Source organism: Priestia sp. RMT2NF4 (assembly GCF_047872835.1).
Classification (GTDB): Bacteria; Bacillota; Bacilli; order Bacillales; family Bacillaceae_H; genus Priestia; species Priestia zanthoxyli.
Genome location: NZ_JBLQZO010000007.1, coordinates 94,716 through 109,425, shown reverse-complemented (window position 1 = coordinate 109,425; position 14,710 = coordinate 94,716). Strand labels below are relative to the sequence as shown.

At 34.1% G+C, this 14,710-nt stretch carries 21 protein-coding genes and 1 pseudogene; 14 read left to right on the top strand and 8 right to left on the bottom strand.

Annotation, left to right across the window (positions count from 1 at the left end):
* Positions 1–3 precede the first annotated feature (3 nt).
* A complete protein-coding gene (locus ACMX9J_RS23020) occupies positions 4–897 on the top strand; it encodes an ROK family protein (RefSeq protein ID WP_416226230.1) in 894 nt (297 codons plus the stop codon).
* A gap of 1,202 nt (positions 898–2,099) precedes the next feature.
* Here ACMX9J_RS23020 and ACMX9J_RS23015 read toward each other — a convergent pair.
* Positions 2,100–2,411: a hypothetical protein gene (locus ACMX9J_RS23015; RefSeq protein WP_034264981.1), complete on the bottom strand. Its 312-nt coding sequence runs from the start codon at positions 2,409–2,411 to the stop codon at positions 2,100–2,102.
* Positions 2,412–2,430: 19 nt separating this feature from the next.
* On the bottom strand, positions 2,431–2,853 hold the full coding sequence (locus tag ACMX9J_RS23010) for an Lrp/AsnC family transcriptional regulator (RefSeq protein WP_034264978.1): 423 nt from the start codon (positions 2,851–2,853) through the stop codon (positions 2,431–2,433).
* Positions 2,854–2,997: 144 nt separating this feature from the next.
* Between ACMX9J_RS23010 and ACMX9J_RS23005 the strand changes: the two genes are divergently transcribed.
* Both ACMX9J_RS23005 and ACMX9J_RS23000 read left to right on the top strand, forming a co-directional pair.
* Positions 2,998–3,198, top strand: a complete 201-nt coding sequence (locus tag ACMX9J_RS23005; protein ID WP_028413848.1) for a DUF1272 domain-containing protein — start codon at positions 2,998–3,000, stop codon at positions 3,196–3,198.
* Positions 3,199–3,421: pseudogene (locus ACMX9J_RS23000) on the top strand (cysteine hydrolase); the annotation flags it as partial.
* A gap of 84 nt (positions 3,422–3,505) precedes the next feature.
* Here ACMX9J_RS23000 and ACMX9J_RS22995 read toward each other — a convergent pair.
* The gene (locus ACMX9J_RS22995) at positions 3,506–4,003 is read right to left on the bottom strand and encodes a DinB family protein (protein ID WP_416226229.1); all 498 of its coding nucleotides are present in this window, start codon (positions 4,001–4,003) and stop codon (positions 3,506–3,508) included.
* Between the two features lie 246 nt (positions 4,004–4,249).
* Positions 4,250–4,594, bottom strand: a complete 345-nt coding sequence (locus tag ACMX9J_RS22990; protein WP_416226228.1) for a hypothetical protein — start codon at positions 4,592–4,594, stop codon at positions 4,250–4,252.
* Positions 4,595–4,764: 170 nt separating this feature from the next.
* On the opposite strand from ACMX9J_RS22990, the gene ACMX9J_RS22985 reads away from it, so the two are divergent.
* Entirely contained in the window at positions 4,765–5,091 is a 327-nt protein-coding gene (locus ACMX9J_RS22985; RefSeq protein WP_416226227.1) for a hypothetical protein, read from the top strand.
* 369 nt (positions 5,092–5,460) lie between these two features.
* Here ACMX9J_RS22985 and ACMX9J_RS22980 read toward each other — a convergent pair whose 3' ends face one another.
* Positions 5,461–6,045: a hypothetical protein gene (locus tag ACMX9J_RS22980; protein ID WP_416226226.1), complete on the bottom strand. Its 585-nt coding sequence runs from the start codon at positions 6,043–6,045 to the stop codon at positions 5,461–5,463.
* Between the two features lie 328 nt (positions 6,046–6,373).
* Between ACMX9J_RS22980 and ACMX9J_RS22975 the strand changes: the two genes are divergently transcribed.
* Both ACMX9J_RS22975 and ACMX9J_RS22970 read left to right on the top strand, forming a co-directional pair.
* Positions 6,374–6,823 (top strand): hypothetical protein, encoded by a 450-nt coding sequence (locus tag ACMX9J_RS22975; protein ID WP_416226225.1) that lies wholly within the window; start codon positions 6,374–6,376, stop codon positions 6,821–6,823.
* 163 nt (positions 6,824–6,986) lie between these two features.
* Positions 6,987–7,397, top strand: coding sequence for a hypothetical protein (locus ACMX9J_RS22970; RefSeq protein WP_051418576.1), 411 nt, complete (start codon positions 6,987–6,989; stop codon positions 7,395–7,397).
* A gap of 164 nt (positions 7,398–7,561) precedes the next feature.
* Here the strand turns inward: ACMX9J_RS22970 and ACMX9J_RS22965 are convergent, their stop codons facing one another.
* Both ACMX9J_RS22965 and ACMX9J_RS22960 read right to left on the bottom strand, forming a co-directional pair.
* Complete coding sequence (locus tag ACMX9J_RS22965; protein ID WP_047751245.1) at positions 7,562–7,873, bottom strand: DMT family transporter; 312 nt, start codon at positions 7,871–7,873, stop codon at positions 7,562–7,564.
* Positions 7,873–8,211, bottom strand: coding sequence for a DMT family transporter (locus ACMX9J_RS22960; protein ID WP_033578604.1), 339 nt, complete (start codon positions 8,209–8,211; stop codon positions 7,873–7,875). Before ACMX9J_RS22960 ends, ACMX9J_RS22965 begins: the two co-directional genes overlap by 1 nt.
* Before the next feature lie 184 nt (positions 8,212–8,395).
* On the opposite strand from ACMX9J_RS22960, the gene ACMX9J_RS22955 reads away from it, so the two are divergent.
* The 7 genes from ACMX9J_RS22955 to ACMX9J_RS22925 all read left to right on the top strand — a co-directional run bounded on the left by ACMX9J_RS22955 (position 8,396) and on the right by ACMX9J_RS22925 (position 13,282).
* The gene (locus tag ACMX9J_RS22955; protein WP_416226224.1) at positions 8,396–9,283 is read left to right on the top strand and encodes a LysR family transcriptional regulator; all 888 of its coding nucleotides are present in this window, start codon (positions 8,396–8,398) and stop codon (positions 9,281–9,283) included.
* A 168-nt stretch (positions 9,284–9,451) separates the two neighbouring features.
* Positions 9,452–9,928 (top strand): hypothetical protein, encoded by a 477-nt coding sequence (locus ACMX9J_RS22950; RefSeq protein WP_098999950.1) that lies wholly within the window; start codon positions 9,452–9,454, stop codon positions 9,926–9,928.
* A gap of 87 nt (positions 9,929–10,015) precedes the next feature.
* Positions 10,016–10,501, top strand: coding sequence for a hypothetical protein (locus ACMX9J_RS22945; protein ID WP_416226223.1), 486 nt, complete (start codon positions 10,016–10,018; stop codon positions 10,499–10,501).
* A 60-nt stretch (positions 10,502–10,561) separates the two neighbouring features.
* Positions 10,562–11,161: a hypothetical protein gene (locus ACMX9J_RS22940; RefSeq protein WP_416226261.1), complete on the top strand. Its 600-nt coding sequence runs from the start codon at positions 10,562–10,564 to the stop codon at positions 11,159–11,161.
* 426 nt (positions 11,162–11,587) lie between these two features.
* Positions 11,588–11,785, top strand: a complete 198-nt coding sequence (locus ACMX9J_RS22935; protein ID WP_033578609.1) for a hypothetical protein — start codon at positions 11,588–11,590, stop codon at positions 11,783–11,785.
* A gap of 283 nt (positions 11,786–12,068) precedes the next feature.
* Positions 12,069–12,701 (top strand): hypothetical protein, encoded by a 633-nt coding sequence (locus tag ACMX9J_RS22930; RefSeq protein WP_416226221.1) that lies wholly within the window; start codon positions 12,069–12,071, stop codon positions 12,699–12,701.
* 62 nt (positions 12,702–12,763) lie between these two features.
* Positions 12,764–13,282 (top strand): hypothetical protein, encoded by a 519-nt coding sequence (locus ACMX9J_RS22925; protein WP_416226220.1) that lies wholly within the window; start codon positions 12,764–12,766, stop codon positions 13,280–13,282.
* Between the two features lie 81 nt (positions 13,283–13,363).
* Here ACMX9J_RS22925 and ACMX9J_RS22920 read toward each other — a convergent pair whose 3' ends face one another.
* The gene (locus ACMX9J_RS22920) at positions 13,364–13,510 is read right to left on the bottom strand and encodes a BH0509 family protein (protein ID WP_014460666.1); all 147 of its coding nucleotides are present in this window, start codon (positions 13,508–13,510) and stop codon (positions 13,364–13,366) included.
* Between the two features lie 952 nt (positions 13,511–14,462).
* Between ACMX9J_RS22920 and ACMX9J_RS22915 the strand changes: the two genes are divergently transcribed.
* Positions 14,463–14,666 (top strand): cold-shock protein, encoded by a 204-nt coding sequence (locus tag ACMX9J_RS22915; RefSeq protein WP_013056405.1) that lies wholly within the window; start codon positions 14,463–14,465, stop codon positions 14,664–14,666.
* Positions 14,667–14,710 lie beyond the last annotated feature (44 nt).

Genomic DNA, 14,710 nt, shown 5'->3' with positions numbered 1-14,710 from the left:
ACAATGAAATTTGTATTAGCTTGTGATATTGGTGGTACCGATTTAAAAATGGGGAAATTTTCTCTTTCCGGTGATCTTGTTGAATCCGTAAAAATACCTCTAGCCAATAGGAAAGGGGAGACTATTCTTACTCAAATTGAAAGCCGAATGGATTCTGATGTAGTAGGGCTAGCTCTAAGCATACCTGGTTTTATTAATCCTAATACAGGTTTTATTGAAATGGGCGGTGCTATTGAAGATTTTAATGGGTTCAATATCTTTGCATATTTTAAAGAACGATTTCCTGATTTGGCAATAAGTGCAGAAAACGATGCGAATTGTGTAGCTCTAGCAGAAAAATGGAAAGGAAGTGCAAAAGAAGAGGCTGACTTTCTTTGTCTAACTATTGGAACAGGAATTGGAGGCGCAATTTATTTGAACGACGCTCTTTATAGAGGGAGACGTAACCGATCTGGTGAGTTTGGACATATGTTCAGTGAACACGTTACGAGTGGTATTGCAGAAAATCATAAATTTAACAAAACAGCTACGCTGGCAGTCATTCGTGAAAAATATGCAACGTGTATGAACATACCTTTTCAAAATGTCTCAGGTGAACAAATCTTTGAAGCTTACGACCAAGGGGAAGAAGCAGCATCGCTTCTGGTTAGTGACTTATATAGTGGATTGGCAATGAACATCTTAAACTTATATTATGTGTTTGCTCCTCCTACTTTTTATATTGGGGGAGGGATTACTTCAAGAAAAACATTCATAAACGAATTAAAACAGAGAATCTTAGAAATTGATCCAGCATTCTGTGCTGTTATCAGATCTACTAGTTTTGGAAATCAATCAGGTATGATTGGTGCAGTTTACCATCATATTGCGTCTCGAAAAACGTTGGAGTTAATTTGAGACTAAACATTAGAGCTATGACATGTACAGACCATAATGAAGAGATTTTCATCTAGATAAGGTATAGGTAGAGAATTGAATGGTTTATAGGTTAATATCAACATAAAGATTTAAATAAATAAGCGTAGCTGAAGTAAGCAGCTGCGCTTATTTATTTTTGCAAAGACCGTTCGTTAAAATGCAAAATGAAAATGTCCCTGCATTTATGAAAAAACACTGGAGTAGATAGATAAAGCCTACCTACATATAAAAGAATAATTATTGGTAAAAGGGTTATGTATCTCAAGTATGACTTCTCCTCCTTTATCGTAACATTGTGAACTGATGCTTTCGATTTGCTTGCTATTAAAATAACTAGCGCAATTTACTAATACGGAGATGACAAGTAATAAGGTTAGAATAATGAGTAGTATGTCTTTAAATCTTCTTTGAAAAGTTGATTGCAATTTTATGCTCCTCTCTAATTGATAAAACTCTACCATTCGTTATTCTACAGACAGCGTATTATTCCATATGACTAGTGAACAGTAATATGGATGTCAAAAATAGTAGAAGAAGAACATATAGTACAGATATTGTACCTAATTTTAAGACAAGTAGATTCATCATAATAAATAAAACACTGATAGATAAAAAAAGTCTGTACACAAAATCTAGTCTCTTATTAGCAAAAATATATCTCTTAGTGTTTTCTGAAGACTTATACCTTTTATCTATTACGCTTGTGCTAACTACTATAAATGCAAGGATGGACCATGGTATAAAGCTACTTTTACTGATAAGTAAATATACGGAAAACACGGCCAATAAGTAAGGAAATAAACGATGCTGAACATATCTTTGACTCATCTACACACATCACCTTTTCTAAAATTAGTATTTGCATTAGACATCTACTCAATAACTGTTCTCATTTGAATTTGGTTATTCACTTCCAATTCGTTCACTCCTTAAGAATAGTTTAGGTTTGAGTATACCATAAAAGGTAATAAAATCCTTTTAATCTATAATATTGATAATTTTAAAATAATTTCAGGTGTTTTAGAGAACAATTACAATACAAAAAAGGTAGTGCATGTTGCATTACCTTTTTTTGTACGTTTATTTTTTATATCTATGTAACATCGAATGGATCATGATAAAGAAAAAAAACGGGCATGTGGCATAATATTCTGCGCAAATCTTATCTTTCCATGTTAGATTCAACTAACTTCTGCTTCCATGTAACGAAATCCAAAAAACGTGTAATATGTGACACGGTAATTTTTAATTGATTTTTGTTTCACACTATTCCACTGATGTCCATTCGGCTTTGCTTGGTGACTTTGCACCATAAACTTATCCAGTGGTTCAAGTGACCACTTTCGGAAATTTTCTTCGAGTTCTTCTACTTTCTTTTTTTCTTCTGATGAACCTAAAGCGCTTGCTTCATTAGCTGTTATCCTTGGTATGCCAATAGCTACAATAATAATAACCCCAACAAGAATGCTCCAACTCAAAATCCGCTTTTTCATATTGGATATTTCTCCTTTTCTATTTTATTGCTTTATAGACAACTGGTGATGAAAGTTTAATCAATGTAGATGGCTCTCCAAAAGCCATAGATTCATCAATAAATGTTTCAAGAGATTGAACGGAATTAGTTAAAACTTTTACTAGATAGTTGTATTGACCCGCCAAACGATGACATTCAATAACTTCAGGGTGTTCTTTACAATATTCTACGAATTGCTTGCATTTTGTATTGCTAAATAAAATAAAAGCAGTTACAGGTTTGTTGAAATTTTCAGGGTTAATTATTGCTCTATATCCATCTATTATGTTTTTCTCTTCAAGTTTTTTTACTCTTTCATTAACAGCAGGGGTGGATAAACCAACCAGCTTTCCCAACTGTGTAACGGACAAACGAGCATTCTCTTGTAGATGTAGTAATATATTTTTATCAATTTCATCCATAAAACATACCCCGCTTTAAATTATAAATTAAAATAATGAATTTTCCGTCAATATTAAAGCTATTAATTAGTAATACAATAAAATAGATATGTGAAAATAGAAATTTATACAATACAATTTAATTATATCAAAAGGAGGGATTTAATGGCTTTAGAAATGAGAAATACATGCGAAAAGTGCAATAAGAAACTCCATAATAGCTCTGTTGCTTATATCTGTACACATGAATGTACATTCTGTGATAAATGTAGTGAAAGTGCGATGTATATTTGTCCTAACTGTGAAGGGGAGCTGGTCAAGAGACCAAGGGGGCAAGAAAATCCGCTAAGTTGCTCATTGATTTAGACACAACACTGTATAGATAGTGAAGTCAGAACAGCTACAATCAATGGGGTGGATGTGACATTAGTGAGTGATGGACATTCAACAATGGACAGTAATGGTTTTAAGTGCTGAACAAATCATAAAGCATTATAAGGAAACTTTACATGGTCATTACAACGTTGCACACTTTTCAATTGTCAGAAATGCAGAGGAAGACTTGTTTTGTCCCACACTTTATTCATAAAGGTAATAGTACACAACTAAAATAAAGCTCTAAAAGTGTTTAATGGACGCTTTTTAGAGCTTTATTTCTGCATTATGTCTCAATCTAAGCAGGAAAGCCTCCCGTTGGCGGTGGCCATGCTCCGTTTAATCTTCTCATAATGACAATTTCACCTAGATGATAGCTGTTGTGAGAAGCAATATTACGCAGTAATCCCCCTGGGGTTTCACTTGGCCAAGCATCGAGAGGTTCTTCGATTGATAATGTCTCAGCTAAGTGACAAGCTTCGTCAATTCCATCACAAAAATGCTGGATCGTCTTTTGCCATTCTTCCTCATCAACCGGAGCAGGATGTTCAGGCCAGCTTTCAATTACACTTTTCGGTCTCTCAGGGTTTTCTCCTTTAGCAAGAGCAAGTAAAAAGTCTTGCCAATAGCTCATATGCTTCACTAATTGATAAATAGAGTAAGGTAATTCCTTTTGTTTATGTGAAGCAAGTTCCATATTAATGTCGGTTATTGCATTAATTGTTGGAAGATGACCTCTTTCACCTCTGAGTGATTTGATAAGTGCATCACGAAATGCTGTATTTGTTTGTGTCATGTTTTTTCCGGCCTTTCTTTTTCGAAGTATTAATCTTGTAACAGTCTAACACAAATTAGTTTAATATATGTACTTCTGTGATTAACAATTTACTATAACAAAGCCACTAAAATAAATAGTCTCAATCACAATTTTTTGTTTGTAAGTCACCTTTATATTACTAAATATGGTTTAATGTAAAATATATGTAAAAAACACAGCGAATCTTCGATTAAATACAGAACTTTTCCTCTTTTTACAATTCATTTAATCCTCAACGGTTATTTCAACTATATAGAGATTTCCTTGATATAAAATAGAGAACGAACGAATAATGGTCGTGACAGTTGTGCCTTCTATCTTTTCCCCAGATGGACTGGTAAGCCAATAGCCAATATGCGTCTTGTCGTCCTCTACGTATACCGAAATACTCATAACACATAGGTCTGAAAACAGTATGGTGCGACTTTCAAGCAAAGAATCGTATTCAACTATGTAATAGTCGAGTGTCTCATTAAGTGTGTCGTAGTCTAAAGTATCTTGACTAAGGATTTTATCCAATTCAAGTGCAGGTGGTTTTTCAATACTAATATTTATTTGTTCTGTGCGCATATAAACCGCTCCTTAAAAAGAGTATCGACAAGTATAAGTGTATGTTTACATAATACCTACACCTTACTATTTATAAGTAAAGAAAAAACATGAGGTGAAAGTATGAATTGGACTGAACAACAAAAAAAGTATTTAACACATATGTACCGAATGGCGACTGGATAAGTTTTATGGCCCATTTGGGGATTTCACAAGAAGAAGTAATGTTAGTTATTCTAGATGAAGAAATGACAATTGAACAATACTGTCAACATGGACCACCAGAAGCAGCAAAAGAAGTGTTGACATACTACAAGGAAAACGGAGCACTCGTGTCCTTCGACCAAGAAGGTTTGTCTATTAAAGGAGATAAAACCATTCCTCCATTTCGCTCAATGGAAAAGAAAATCACCCATTTTTCGTTAAAGGAACGAGGGTTCATTTGTCAATTAGCGCATCAATATTTGGAAACCCATGAGTTAACGGCAGAAGACATTAAACACATCTTAGAGATTTAAATTGAATTAATCTATGTTTTAAATAAACTATTTAAAATAAAATCAGCAGCTAAATAATCACAAATTTTTTTACCTTATATTGTATAGATTATAAAATAAAGTTATATTTTGACGTGAGTGAGGTGTCCTATGATCTTTCTAAGTCTTACCTTCCCGTTGTTCCTGGGTTTGCTGTATATTGCATTTGCTACGCTTTTGAAGAAACTACATAATAAAGAAAATACAACGGGTGTTATCGTATACGGAGCAATTATTTCCGTTATTTTAGGTAGTTATGTTATCATGTTGTTTACCTAAAATTAAATAAAATATATGTGCGTTTCATATAAAAAGCCGCTATCTCAAGTATAGAGTTAGTGGCTTTTTTAATTATTTATATGCCGATTTAATTGTATCTAAATAAAAATAATCAGCATCTGCCTCATCTTGAACAACCATTAATTGATAGAGATGGTCAGGCTTATCTGGAATATTAAAAACAATGTTTAAATCAAGTGGTTTGTCTTCTAGTTTCATGTTTGGATAATTTGTTGTAAAAAGCGTATATCCCTCTTTTGTATAAGCCTCTCTAGTAGCTGGTTCATAGGTCTTACTGTCTGTTACGTCTTCTAATGTAAAGTGAAGGTCTTTTAGCGATACAGAATTTCCTTCTTCAAACGTATTTTCTAAACGTACAGATACATTCATAAATGTTGAAGTTCCGTTAATGCTATCGATATCATCCACGTAAGATGCGCTGTTGGTTGAAATATAGTATTTATGGTGTTTAGATTTTTCATGATAAGATAGGCTGCCTTCTGCCGGTCTAACGTTTGTTACGTGCTCAAGGCTAGCGGTATGTTTTGGGGCAGGTGCTTCTACGGTTACTTCGTTTTCTTTCTTTCCACTTTCGCAAGCAGCAAGGCCAGAGACTAAAACGGCACACATGATGCTTGTTTTTGTTAATTTATTCATTATACTCCTCCAAGATAGATGATAGTGTTTATGTTACATGGAATATATATGGGAATCAAGGAAAAATGTGAAAGATAGTTACAGAGGTAAGGAGTTTAAATGTTCTAGGATGCTTCCAATTTGGAGAAAAAAGAAAAAATGGTAAAAAAGAAATAAGGAGAGTGCAGAAGTTGGGGTGAAGGTAAGAAAAGCTGATTCATCTTTACCGATGAACAGTCTTTTTTTGCAATCAGTCTGATGTTATGGGAGATGTCCCTTATAGTATGAAGTAAGACTCAACAGGTAACACATAATGTTTCAATTGGTTATAAAAAGGATGGTGTTCAGGATGAAAAAACGAATAAAGATGTTAATTTCTATTGGAATTGCAGCGTCTTTAATTATTATTTCGTCTCAATCGAAAGTGCATGCTAGTACTCCGATTGGTACGGTTCAGGTTAAAGCTCATTCGTTATATCTTCGAGCAGGAAATAGTTTTAATGCAAAAGTAGTTCGTACGTTACATAAAGGCGAGCATTATAATGTGTACGCGAAGAAAAATGGCATGTACAACCTTGGACAAAACGGATGGGTAACGGCAAGTGCAACTTATGTTAGCTCAAATGGCAGCGTTTCAGCTCACAATACAGCTCCATCGCCAACATCAGTAAAAGAGCCGGCACCTTCGAAAAATGCAAATGGAATTATATCATATGCTAAATGTTTCTTAGGGATGCGATATATCTGGGCATCTGCAAATCCTCTTTATGGTGGATTTGATTGTTCAGAGGGAATATAGTGAAATTCAGAAGTGACGGTACCTTTATATTTTTCGTAATAAACTAATCGAATGTCCATAAAACCAACCTTTCGTAGGATAACGCACAAATAAACTATCTGGAAGAAGTAAAACTATTATATAGTTGATGATAACAACAATAAACACCAAATGAGGTGATACGATGAAAAAAGAAGAAAAAGTGGAAGCAGAAGAAGTATTGTGCCGGTTGTTTAAAGGTGGAAAAATTAAGCACGTTGGAGATGGAATACGTTCTGATTATTTTAGACTCAAAATACAAGCTGCTGATGGTCAACCACTTGTTATTACTGCGGAAAACAAGTGGACTGTTTCACCTATACGTTCCTTTTTTTCACTTATTGCCAAACAAGAGGAAATCACAGACATATTCTTAGGGGAACAAGAACCTCATTTAACGTTACAGTTTACAAGCGGTGTGCTCTTAACAATCTTTGGAGTAGATAACCTCTATGAAAGTTGGCAAGCCGGTACAGATTCACAAGATTGGTTAGTCGTTGCATGTCCAGGTGGAGATGTGGCAGTTTGGTCTCCAGAGAATGAAGAAAATATATAACAGTAGGGGGTGTCGGCAATGAGCAATATATACGAACAATTAGATGAATTGCAGGAACAGCTACAACATTATGCTCTTAATAGAATTGAAGAGTATTATTACACCAGATGTTGTGAAGTAGCCGGAACCGAGGTTACTTAAGGGGCTTATTTATCTTATTTTTATTAGAAAGCTTTCAGTATAATAACCCCTGTAATAATAAGAGTAACGGAGATAATCTTTCTTTTGTTTTTTGATTCTTTAAATATATAAATACCTAACAGCGTTGTACTAGCAATCGTTAGCCCTGCCCATATAGCAAAAATGATGCCCATTTCAAAATAGTGTGTTGTTAGAGAAATGAAATAAATACAAGCAATGAACAATAAGAATGCACCTATCGTGGGAACAGTTTGTCTAAAGCCTTTAGATAGTTTTACACACATTTGCCCTGCAATGCCTAAAACTAAGCCAATCGTTAAAAATACGTATCCCATTACGCTGCCCTTCTTTCTTTAGAACTTCCTTTAATGTTAAGAGAAACTGCACCAATTACAATAAGAGAAACTCCTAAGATTTTAGATAAGGAAATAGTTTCATCAAAAAAAATAATACCTGTGACAACAACAAGTACGGTTGCACCTCCTGCATATAAAGCACTTGCTACTCCTACTTCACCTTTAGCGTTAAGGAGCATATAAGCAGCAATCGAAGAACAATAAAATAGTATGGCAAAAACAGTCGGAACAAAGTTTGTGAATCCATTTGTAAGATTAAGAAAAAATACTGCGATTACCTCCAAGATGATGGCAAGAAACAATAGTAAATAAAACAATCAGATTTCCTCCTTTTAGTCACCTCATTTTAAGAACTTTATGTAATGGCTACTAAATAATTGCAGTAACAATTGGATGTCATTATTTTATCTAGAGCTTGATATCTTGTAAAATAATGATAAATGATTGTAGATATCACTATTGTTAATACCTAAATGAATGTAAGTGGAAAGGAGGATGTTTATGGAAGTAGAAGATATACGTATATTTATGGCTGTGGCAGAATACGGCAGTGTAAGCCTTGCTGCTGATAAGCTAGGTTATGTCCAACCAAATGTAACAGCACGTATTCGATCTCTTGAACGAAAAATTGGACACCCATTGTTTCATCGTCACAGACGCGGAATGACATTAAATGTAGAAGGTCGAAAACTTTTAACGTACGGAGAACAAATGATGAGGCTAATGGATGAAATACAGAAAGCATTTCAAGATGAGCGTAACCTTGTTGGATCATTATGTATTGGATTAGTTGAAACGGTAGTAGGGTTTCCTGAAATCATTTCTTCCTATCATAATAAGCACAAAAATGTGGATATTTCTCTAGTATCAGGAGTAAGTACACAATTAATAGAGAAAGTTCTTAAGTTCCAGCTAGACGGGGCATTTGTAGCAGAACCAGTAAATGTGTCAACGCTTGATCAAATTCCGGCTTTTGATGAAGAAATTGTACTTGTATGCAGTGCGAATGAAAAAGGTAAGAAGCAGATTCAGTCTGCCAGAGAGTTACTACACCTACCATTCATTTTATTTAATGAAGGCTGCCAATATAGAGAAAGACTACAGCAATGGTTAAAAGACGAACAGATCTTATCTCCGAAAATTATGGAATTTGCTACACTCGAAACGATTATGGGGACAGTAGTTTCTGGTCTTGGTGTGACACTTATAGCCCGGTCATTAGCGGAGAGATATGAGAGGGACGGGTTAGTACAACTCTTTTCAATACCTGAGCCTTACAGAAACCTTAGGATTGTATATGTTCGTCGTTCCGACTCCTATCTAGGAGTAACTGAGCGTGAATTTACAAAGACAATCAGCGAAGTAAGAGAAGGAAAAAAGCAGAAATAAACAGACTGTGTTTTCATAAAGAGCTTTTTAATGTAGCTTATGTTTAGTATGAATATGCCAAGTGTTAATTTGAGCAGTAAACTTTAGTTTTTTAATATCTAAAGAGGATTACGCTGCTTAACTTTTTATATAGTATACATCTAAAACACGTGTAACGGAGCAGCTACAGTGAAGATAGAGGACAAAAAATTTGCGGAACGAGTACTGAAGCACTTACTTATTAGCAGTCAAATAGATGGCGTGAAATTTGGGCTTAATAGCTCTGTAACTCTATTGTATTTTACTAACTATAATAAAAAAGATGATAGTGATTTTGTATTGAATATCGAAACAACTTGGACTGTATATCCTGAAGCCCGCGATACATACCCATCATCAGAGGATGCAGTGCCTTTCCATACAGAAGAGCAATATTTTAAGCATATTTGGGATATCAGGAGACAAAAAGTAGTAAATGTTCAGCTGGATGCCGTATCGCCTCATCTTATCATTTCTCTAGAATCGGGAAGAGTATTATTTGTGAACGGTCATGATCCTAACTATGAATGCTGGCAATTAGGAGACCCTTTTGCAGGAAGTGATTGGCTTTTAGTTGCAACTCCGGGGGATGACATAGCTGTTTGGTGTCCTGAGGAGTTTGAATGAGCGTTATGTTAACTATTCTTGCATGTTGTATACAGAAAAATTACTAAGGGAAATGTTAAAATAAAACTAAAATATGGAGTGGAATTCATGAATACGATCCTAGAGAGCTTTTATGACTTAAAGGAAATACTGAGTTCTTTTAATAATTTTCATGAAAAGTACAATTGGCTGTTGACTGATTTAGATGGATCTTTGCCAGATAAGTACCTTGATCACTTTACTGACTACAGAATTTACAACAATGGAACGAGCGGCAATACATACTGGATTACAGGTGAAAAGCTCACAAAGCTTGCTAATAAAGAGGATATCTATTTTATATGGGGAGTTTTTTCTGCCTTTGATAAGAAAGAAACTATAAATTTAGATATGCTTAAAGAAGAGCCTTATGCTGATGGTAATCCGGGTTTTTGGATTGAAACACCGACAATTCAGCACCCTAAAGCAATTATAGAATTAGTTTTTTGGGACTCATCTTTAATTTTACTTCTGAGCAAAGACGAAGAAATATCTAGAAATCTTAGAAACAAGTTTACAAAATGGAATGACCTAGACAAGTATAATAACGAATAGTTTCATGACGTACATGTACTATCGGAAGATTAACTAACTAGAGGTAGGAGGGGAAAGTTGATGATTGATAATAGGCTACGAAAGATAAAGAATCATGAAATCAATGATTCTTTATCTGAACTTACTGATACGGAAGTTTTATTAAATTTTCAGCGTGCCATTACCAGCTTATATCCCCATCTAATACGCATACATGCTCATGCTTATGAATCATGGGATGATATTGTCATCCCTTTATTTTATGAAATGGTTTATAAAACTTTTTCGTTCAAATATGGCGTTGAGATTATGGCAAGTGAAGCACACCCTTTTTTGTTTACTTTAAGGTGCTACGAAGGGATTCATCATATCCAGTGTCTTCCCAAAGCGTCATCGTTTCAAGGGATATTGAATAATGAGAAATTTGGTGTTAGTAAAGAGAACTTGGAAGGGAAAAGGCTTATTTTTAAGTCTTTTGGCGATAGTATTAATGGTTTAACAATGGGTCTAGATAGTCAGGATCCTCAGGCTGTTCATTTTAATCTGGTTGAGGTAGATGTAGTATGTGCTCAGTCTAATAAACGCATTGGGATTGACGGGTGTACTACATTTTTTATTCATAAAGACGATGTAGAATTTGAATTTGTCGCTGAGACTTTTAACCAGAAGTTGCAAAAATAAAAAGGTAATGCAGCAAACCTATGGTATGGTGCATTACCTTTTTATACTTTCATTCTTTCCATATCTGTTCCAAATAATATTTAGTACAATCAAAACTAAAAATACGGATAAAGTGTAATACCCTGGCCAACTTTTATCTCTCCAAGTCAGGTTGAAGACTGTACTGGATAATATTAGTATAGTTAGAACCCAAAAACAATTTCTTTTTAACTGTCTCATTAATAACTCCTTCAAAGTAGTACTCAACATTACTTCCTTCTTTATCCATGATAACATACTTTAATTAGCTATCCATTTGTAAACTAGAAATGTTTTGTATACCTCTTATGACATTTGTCTTCTAAAAATCGTACACTTTTACAGACGTATTTGGTAGACTAATAGGAAATAAACGGAAAAAGCTATTTAAAGAAAGGAGATTTTTTATTGTCTAAATATATAAGCATTTTCTTCTTGAACCTTTTTATAGGGATTATACTATATTTCGTATTAGGTTCTCTTTTAATGACTGGTGATAATGCAGCAGAGGAGGCCATTAATACCTTTGGATTCATCATCATTGTATTTCTTTCGTTTTTAATTGCGCAAATGTACTACTTAATACATTTAGTAAAGAAGAAATAATAGGTACTGATGATGATCTCATCGGAATTACAAAATAAATTAAAAACACTTATTGATACAATATGTTTCCTCTATTTCTATTTTGATAAACGTAACTCAGTTTCTTTAAGAGCATCTGTACAACTTAAAGCCTATACAATTACATACTAAAAAGAAGTATCCAATATAAATAAAACATAATAACAATTGAAAGCGATAGAATTACGTTGTACAAAGATTTAAGCTTCACAGATTTACCACAATCACAAGGCTCGGGTCATTTAAGACAGGGGAGAATAGAATAATGAAAAAATTAATTGGTGTAACTATTATGGCTGTTTCGTTGGTAATGAGCGGAGCCTGTTCAAACCAAGGAAGCTCAGATGTAGAAAAAAATAAAAAAGTGTCAAAAGAATATCAGCAAGATAATCAGAAAAAACCTTTTAAAATTACTAATGTTAAAGTAAAAGTAGTTAATGACAAAGGTTTGGTAGGATCTACAATAGTAGAAGAGAACGGAAAAGAGAAAGAAATTGTGCCTCTTGCTCTTTACTACGATATGAGAATTAAGCATTATAGTGATAAAAGCCTGATTAATTTTGATAAAGACGATTTAGATTTTAAAATTTTACCCAATAAAGAGTTAATAAAGGCCTCTAAGGACGCTGTAGGGATTAATATTTTTGATGACGAGAAAGGGCTTGATGGATTAGGAAGAGGATCAGGATATGGGGATTTTGATAGGAATAGAAATGGGAAAATAAATGTAAGTTATGACTTAGGATTCACCACTAAGTCCGGAGGGCTGCCAGTGGCTCCTAATAAAGAAAAAATAAAAATGCTTAAAGAAAATGCTTTAAAAGGTGTTTTAGTAGTCATTAAAAATAAAGAAGAAATAGGTCGCTATAACCTTACTGCCATAAACAAAATAGATTAATACATTCTAATTGTTTAGTTACTTACAAAGAAAGCTTTAGCTGCAAATAAAAGGAGAAAAGCATGAGAAAAGCAACTATATCAAAATTAGACAAATTAGTGGGCTTAAATGTAAGATGCGCGGGGAGAGCCTCAAATTTGTTTTGGCTAGGATTTGGAGAAAAAATTTTAGTAACCAGAAGGGGGAAAACGGAAGAGGTAGCTGAATACGCTTTACATATTCAATGTTCATGGCGTATTGTCAAAGGTAATAAAATTGTAGTAGCCTCACGGGATTTCTATTCTCCAAGAACAGGATTGGATGATGAAAATGAGTACTTTGAATGGGATGTCCAAGGAAATAATCGATTCGATGAACGAATTGAATTTTTTATAGAAGGTATAAACGAACACACGATTGTTGAAAGAGTTGGCTCGGATGAAGTAGGAGGGCTAAAGATCTTTTTATCTCAAGGTTATTTAGTGGAGGGATTTCCGGATACGTCAGAAGACGATGAGTATAGTGAGTTCTGGAGACTTTTCAACCGAAAGGAAGACAGCCCTCACTTTGTTGTCACAGGAAATGGTATTGAAAACGAGTAATCCTATAATTAAAGAAAAGAAAAAAGCACAAACCCGTTGGAACCAAACGTTTTTGTGCTTTTTTCTTATTTTATAGTTGAGTTACATATAATCATAAGCGGAATCATCAAAATAGAGCCAGTGATAATATTCAACCTGCGGATCTGTCATTTTTAAAACTTCTTCTTCATTGAATTTTTTATACTCAACTAATTTCTGTACTTTAGAATTTCTTTCCACTTGGCTCATTTTAAATCCTCCTTATAGTTTGAAAAGTAACAATGTATTTAAATTTAGAAAGCGTTTTCTTTTTTCTTATTTTTATTATATATCTCAATATGAGATTAAAACAATATCAATTATAGATGATTTTTCAAAAAACAATATAGAAATGGTATTATGGCGTCGGATTGGGACAACAAGGCTTCTGCAATCGAAATTAAATAATAGGTGATTGCCAACGGCCAGGCCAAAATTTTTTTGTTCGTATCGTTGCTTAATCCCTAAAAAACATTATGATAACTGGCTCTATAAACTAGAAACAAAGCTAACTGTGTTAAGCTAGCTTTAAATTTTTTTATGCTGTTTTCCAGAGCGGTTAATCTTCAACCGTCGTTCACTTTGTTATAAAAACTCTTTAACAATTTCATCATGTTACGCCCCGAGGTTTTTGACATTTGATGATGATCTTCATCATCACGTGTACTCAGGTACCAGCTTCCCTTGTCATCTTCATTTAATCTATATACCTTATTGGTTCTACTATCTGTATAAAAGTTTCCATCCTTCAGCCTCAAATAATCGCCCCTCTACCAAGTATCTATCCTGTATTATGCCCAAGATATCAATTTTATGAAAAATTTTATATACACAAAAACAAGCAGGTTTCTTACTACGCTTATTGTTTTGTATGTAATCTACAGAGGTGCAAAAATGGTGAAAGTTTATTGAATTTATGTGCTACTAGTAAGCTTCAAATTAGGTCTTTTTTTTGATACATGTTTTTCGGTTTTAAAGTTTTATCTGCTTTTCTATATTTGCTATCTTCGGTTCTGTGTGTTACGCTTAGCTTAATTATTTTTGTTCGGTGTAGGATTGAGAGAAGAGAAATCTCTTCCATAGAAATTTTCATCTTAAGATAGTATGGTTGGACAAGGGTAGTAATACAAGTGTGGAGTATTCCACATCAGGAGGCAATATCATGGAACAAGGTACAGTAAAATGGTTTAATGCAGACAAAGGCTTCGGTTTTATCGAAATTGAAGGCGGAGACGATGTATTCGTACATTTCAGCTCTATTCAAGGTGAAGGCTTTAAATCGTTAGAAGAAGGTCAAAAAGTAACGTTTGACATCGAACAAGGCCAACGTGGAGCACAAGCTGCTAACGTTCATAAAGTAGCGTAATTAAAATGAGTAAAAAAGACTCCACCTAGGAGTCTTTTTTTACT

Bases quoted from the DNA above. Each gene is read 5' to 3' on its own strand.
- ACMX9J_RS23020 (WP_416226230.1), top strand. From the start codon at position 4: ATGAAATTTGTATTAGCTTGTGATATTGGTGGTACCGATTTAAAAATG.
- ACMX9J_RS23015 (WP_034264981.1), bottom strand. From the start codon at position 2,411: ATGAAAAAGCGGATTTTGAGTTGGAGCATTCTTGTTGGGGTTATTATT.
- ACMX9J_RS23010 (WP_034264978.1), bottom strand. From the start codon at position 2,853: ATGGATGAAATTGATAAAAATATATTACTACATCTACAAGAGAATGCT.
- ACMX9J_RS23005 (WP_028413848.1), top strand. From the start codon at position 2,998: ATGGCTTTAGAAATGAGAAATACATGCGAAAAGTGCAATAAGAAACTC.
- ACMX9J_RS22995 (WP_416226229.1), bottom strand. From the start codon at position 4,003: ATGACACAAACAAATACAGCATTTCGTGATGCACTTATCAAATCACTC.
- ACMX9J_RS22990 (WP_416226228.1), bottom strand. From the start codon at position 4,594: ATGCGCACAGAACAAATAAATATTAGTATTGAAAAACCACCTGCACTT.
- ACMX9J_RS22985 (WP_416226227.1), top strand. From the start codon at position 4,765: ATGGCCCATTTGGGGATTTCACAAGAAGAAGTAATGTTAGTTATTCTA.
- ACMX9J_RS22980 (WP_416226226.1), bottom strand. From the start codon at position 6,045: ATGAATAAATTAACAAAAACAAGCATCATGTGTGCCGTTTTAGTCTCT.
- ACMX9J_RS22975 (WP_416226225.1), top strand. From the start codon at position 6,374: ATGAAAAAACGAATAAAGATGTTAATTTCTATTGGAATTGCAGCGTCT.
- ACMX9J_RS22970 (WP_051418576.1), top strand. From the start codon at position 6,987: ATGAAAAAAGAAGAAAAAGTGGAAGCAGAAGAAGTATTGTGCCGGTTG.
- ACMX9J_RS22965 (WP_047751245.1), bottom strand. From the start codon at position 7,873: ATGGGATACGTATTTTTAACGATTGGCTTAGTTTTAGGCATTGCAGGG.
- ACMX9J_RS22955 (WP_416226224.1), top strand. From the start codon at position 8,396: ATGGAAGTAGAAGATATACGTATATTTATGGCTGTGGCAGAATACGGC.
- ACMX9J_RS22945 (WP_416226223.1), top strand. From the start codon at position 10,016: ATGAATACGATCCTAGAGAGCTTTTATGACTTAAAGGAAATACTGAGT.
- ACMX9J_RS22940 (WP_416226261.1), top strand. From the start codon at position 10,562: ATGATTGATAATAGGCTACGAAAGATAAAGAATCATGAAATCAATGAT.
- ACMX9J_RS22930 (WP_416226221.1), top strand. From the start codon at position 12,069: ATGAAAAAATTAATTGGTGTAACTATTATGGCTGTTTCGTTGGTAATG.
- ACMX9J_RS22925 (WP_416226220.1), top strand. From the start codon at position 12,764: ATGAGAAAAGCAACTATATCAAAATTAGACAAATTAGTGGGCTTAAAT.
- ACMX9J_RS22920 (WP_014460666.1), bottom strand. From the start codon at position 13,510: ATGAGCCAAGTGGAAAGAAATTCTAAAGTACAGAAATTAGTTGAGTAT.
- ACMX9J_RS22915 (WP_013056405.1), top strand. From the start codon at position 14,463: ATGGAACAAGGTACAGTAAAATGGTTTAATGCAGACAAAGGCTTCGGT.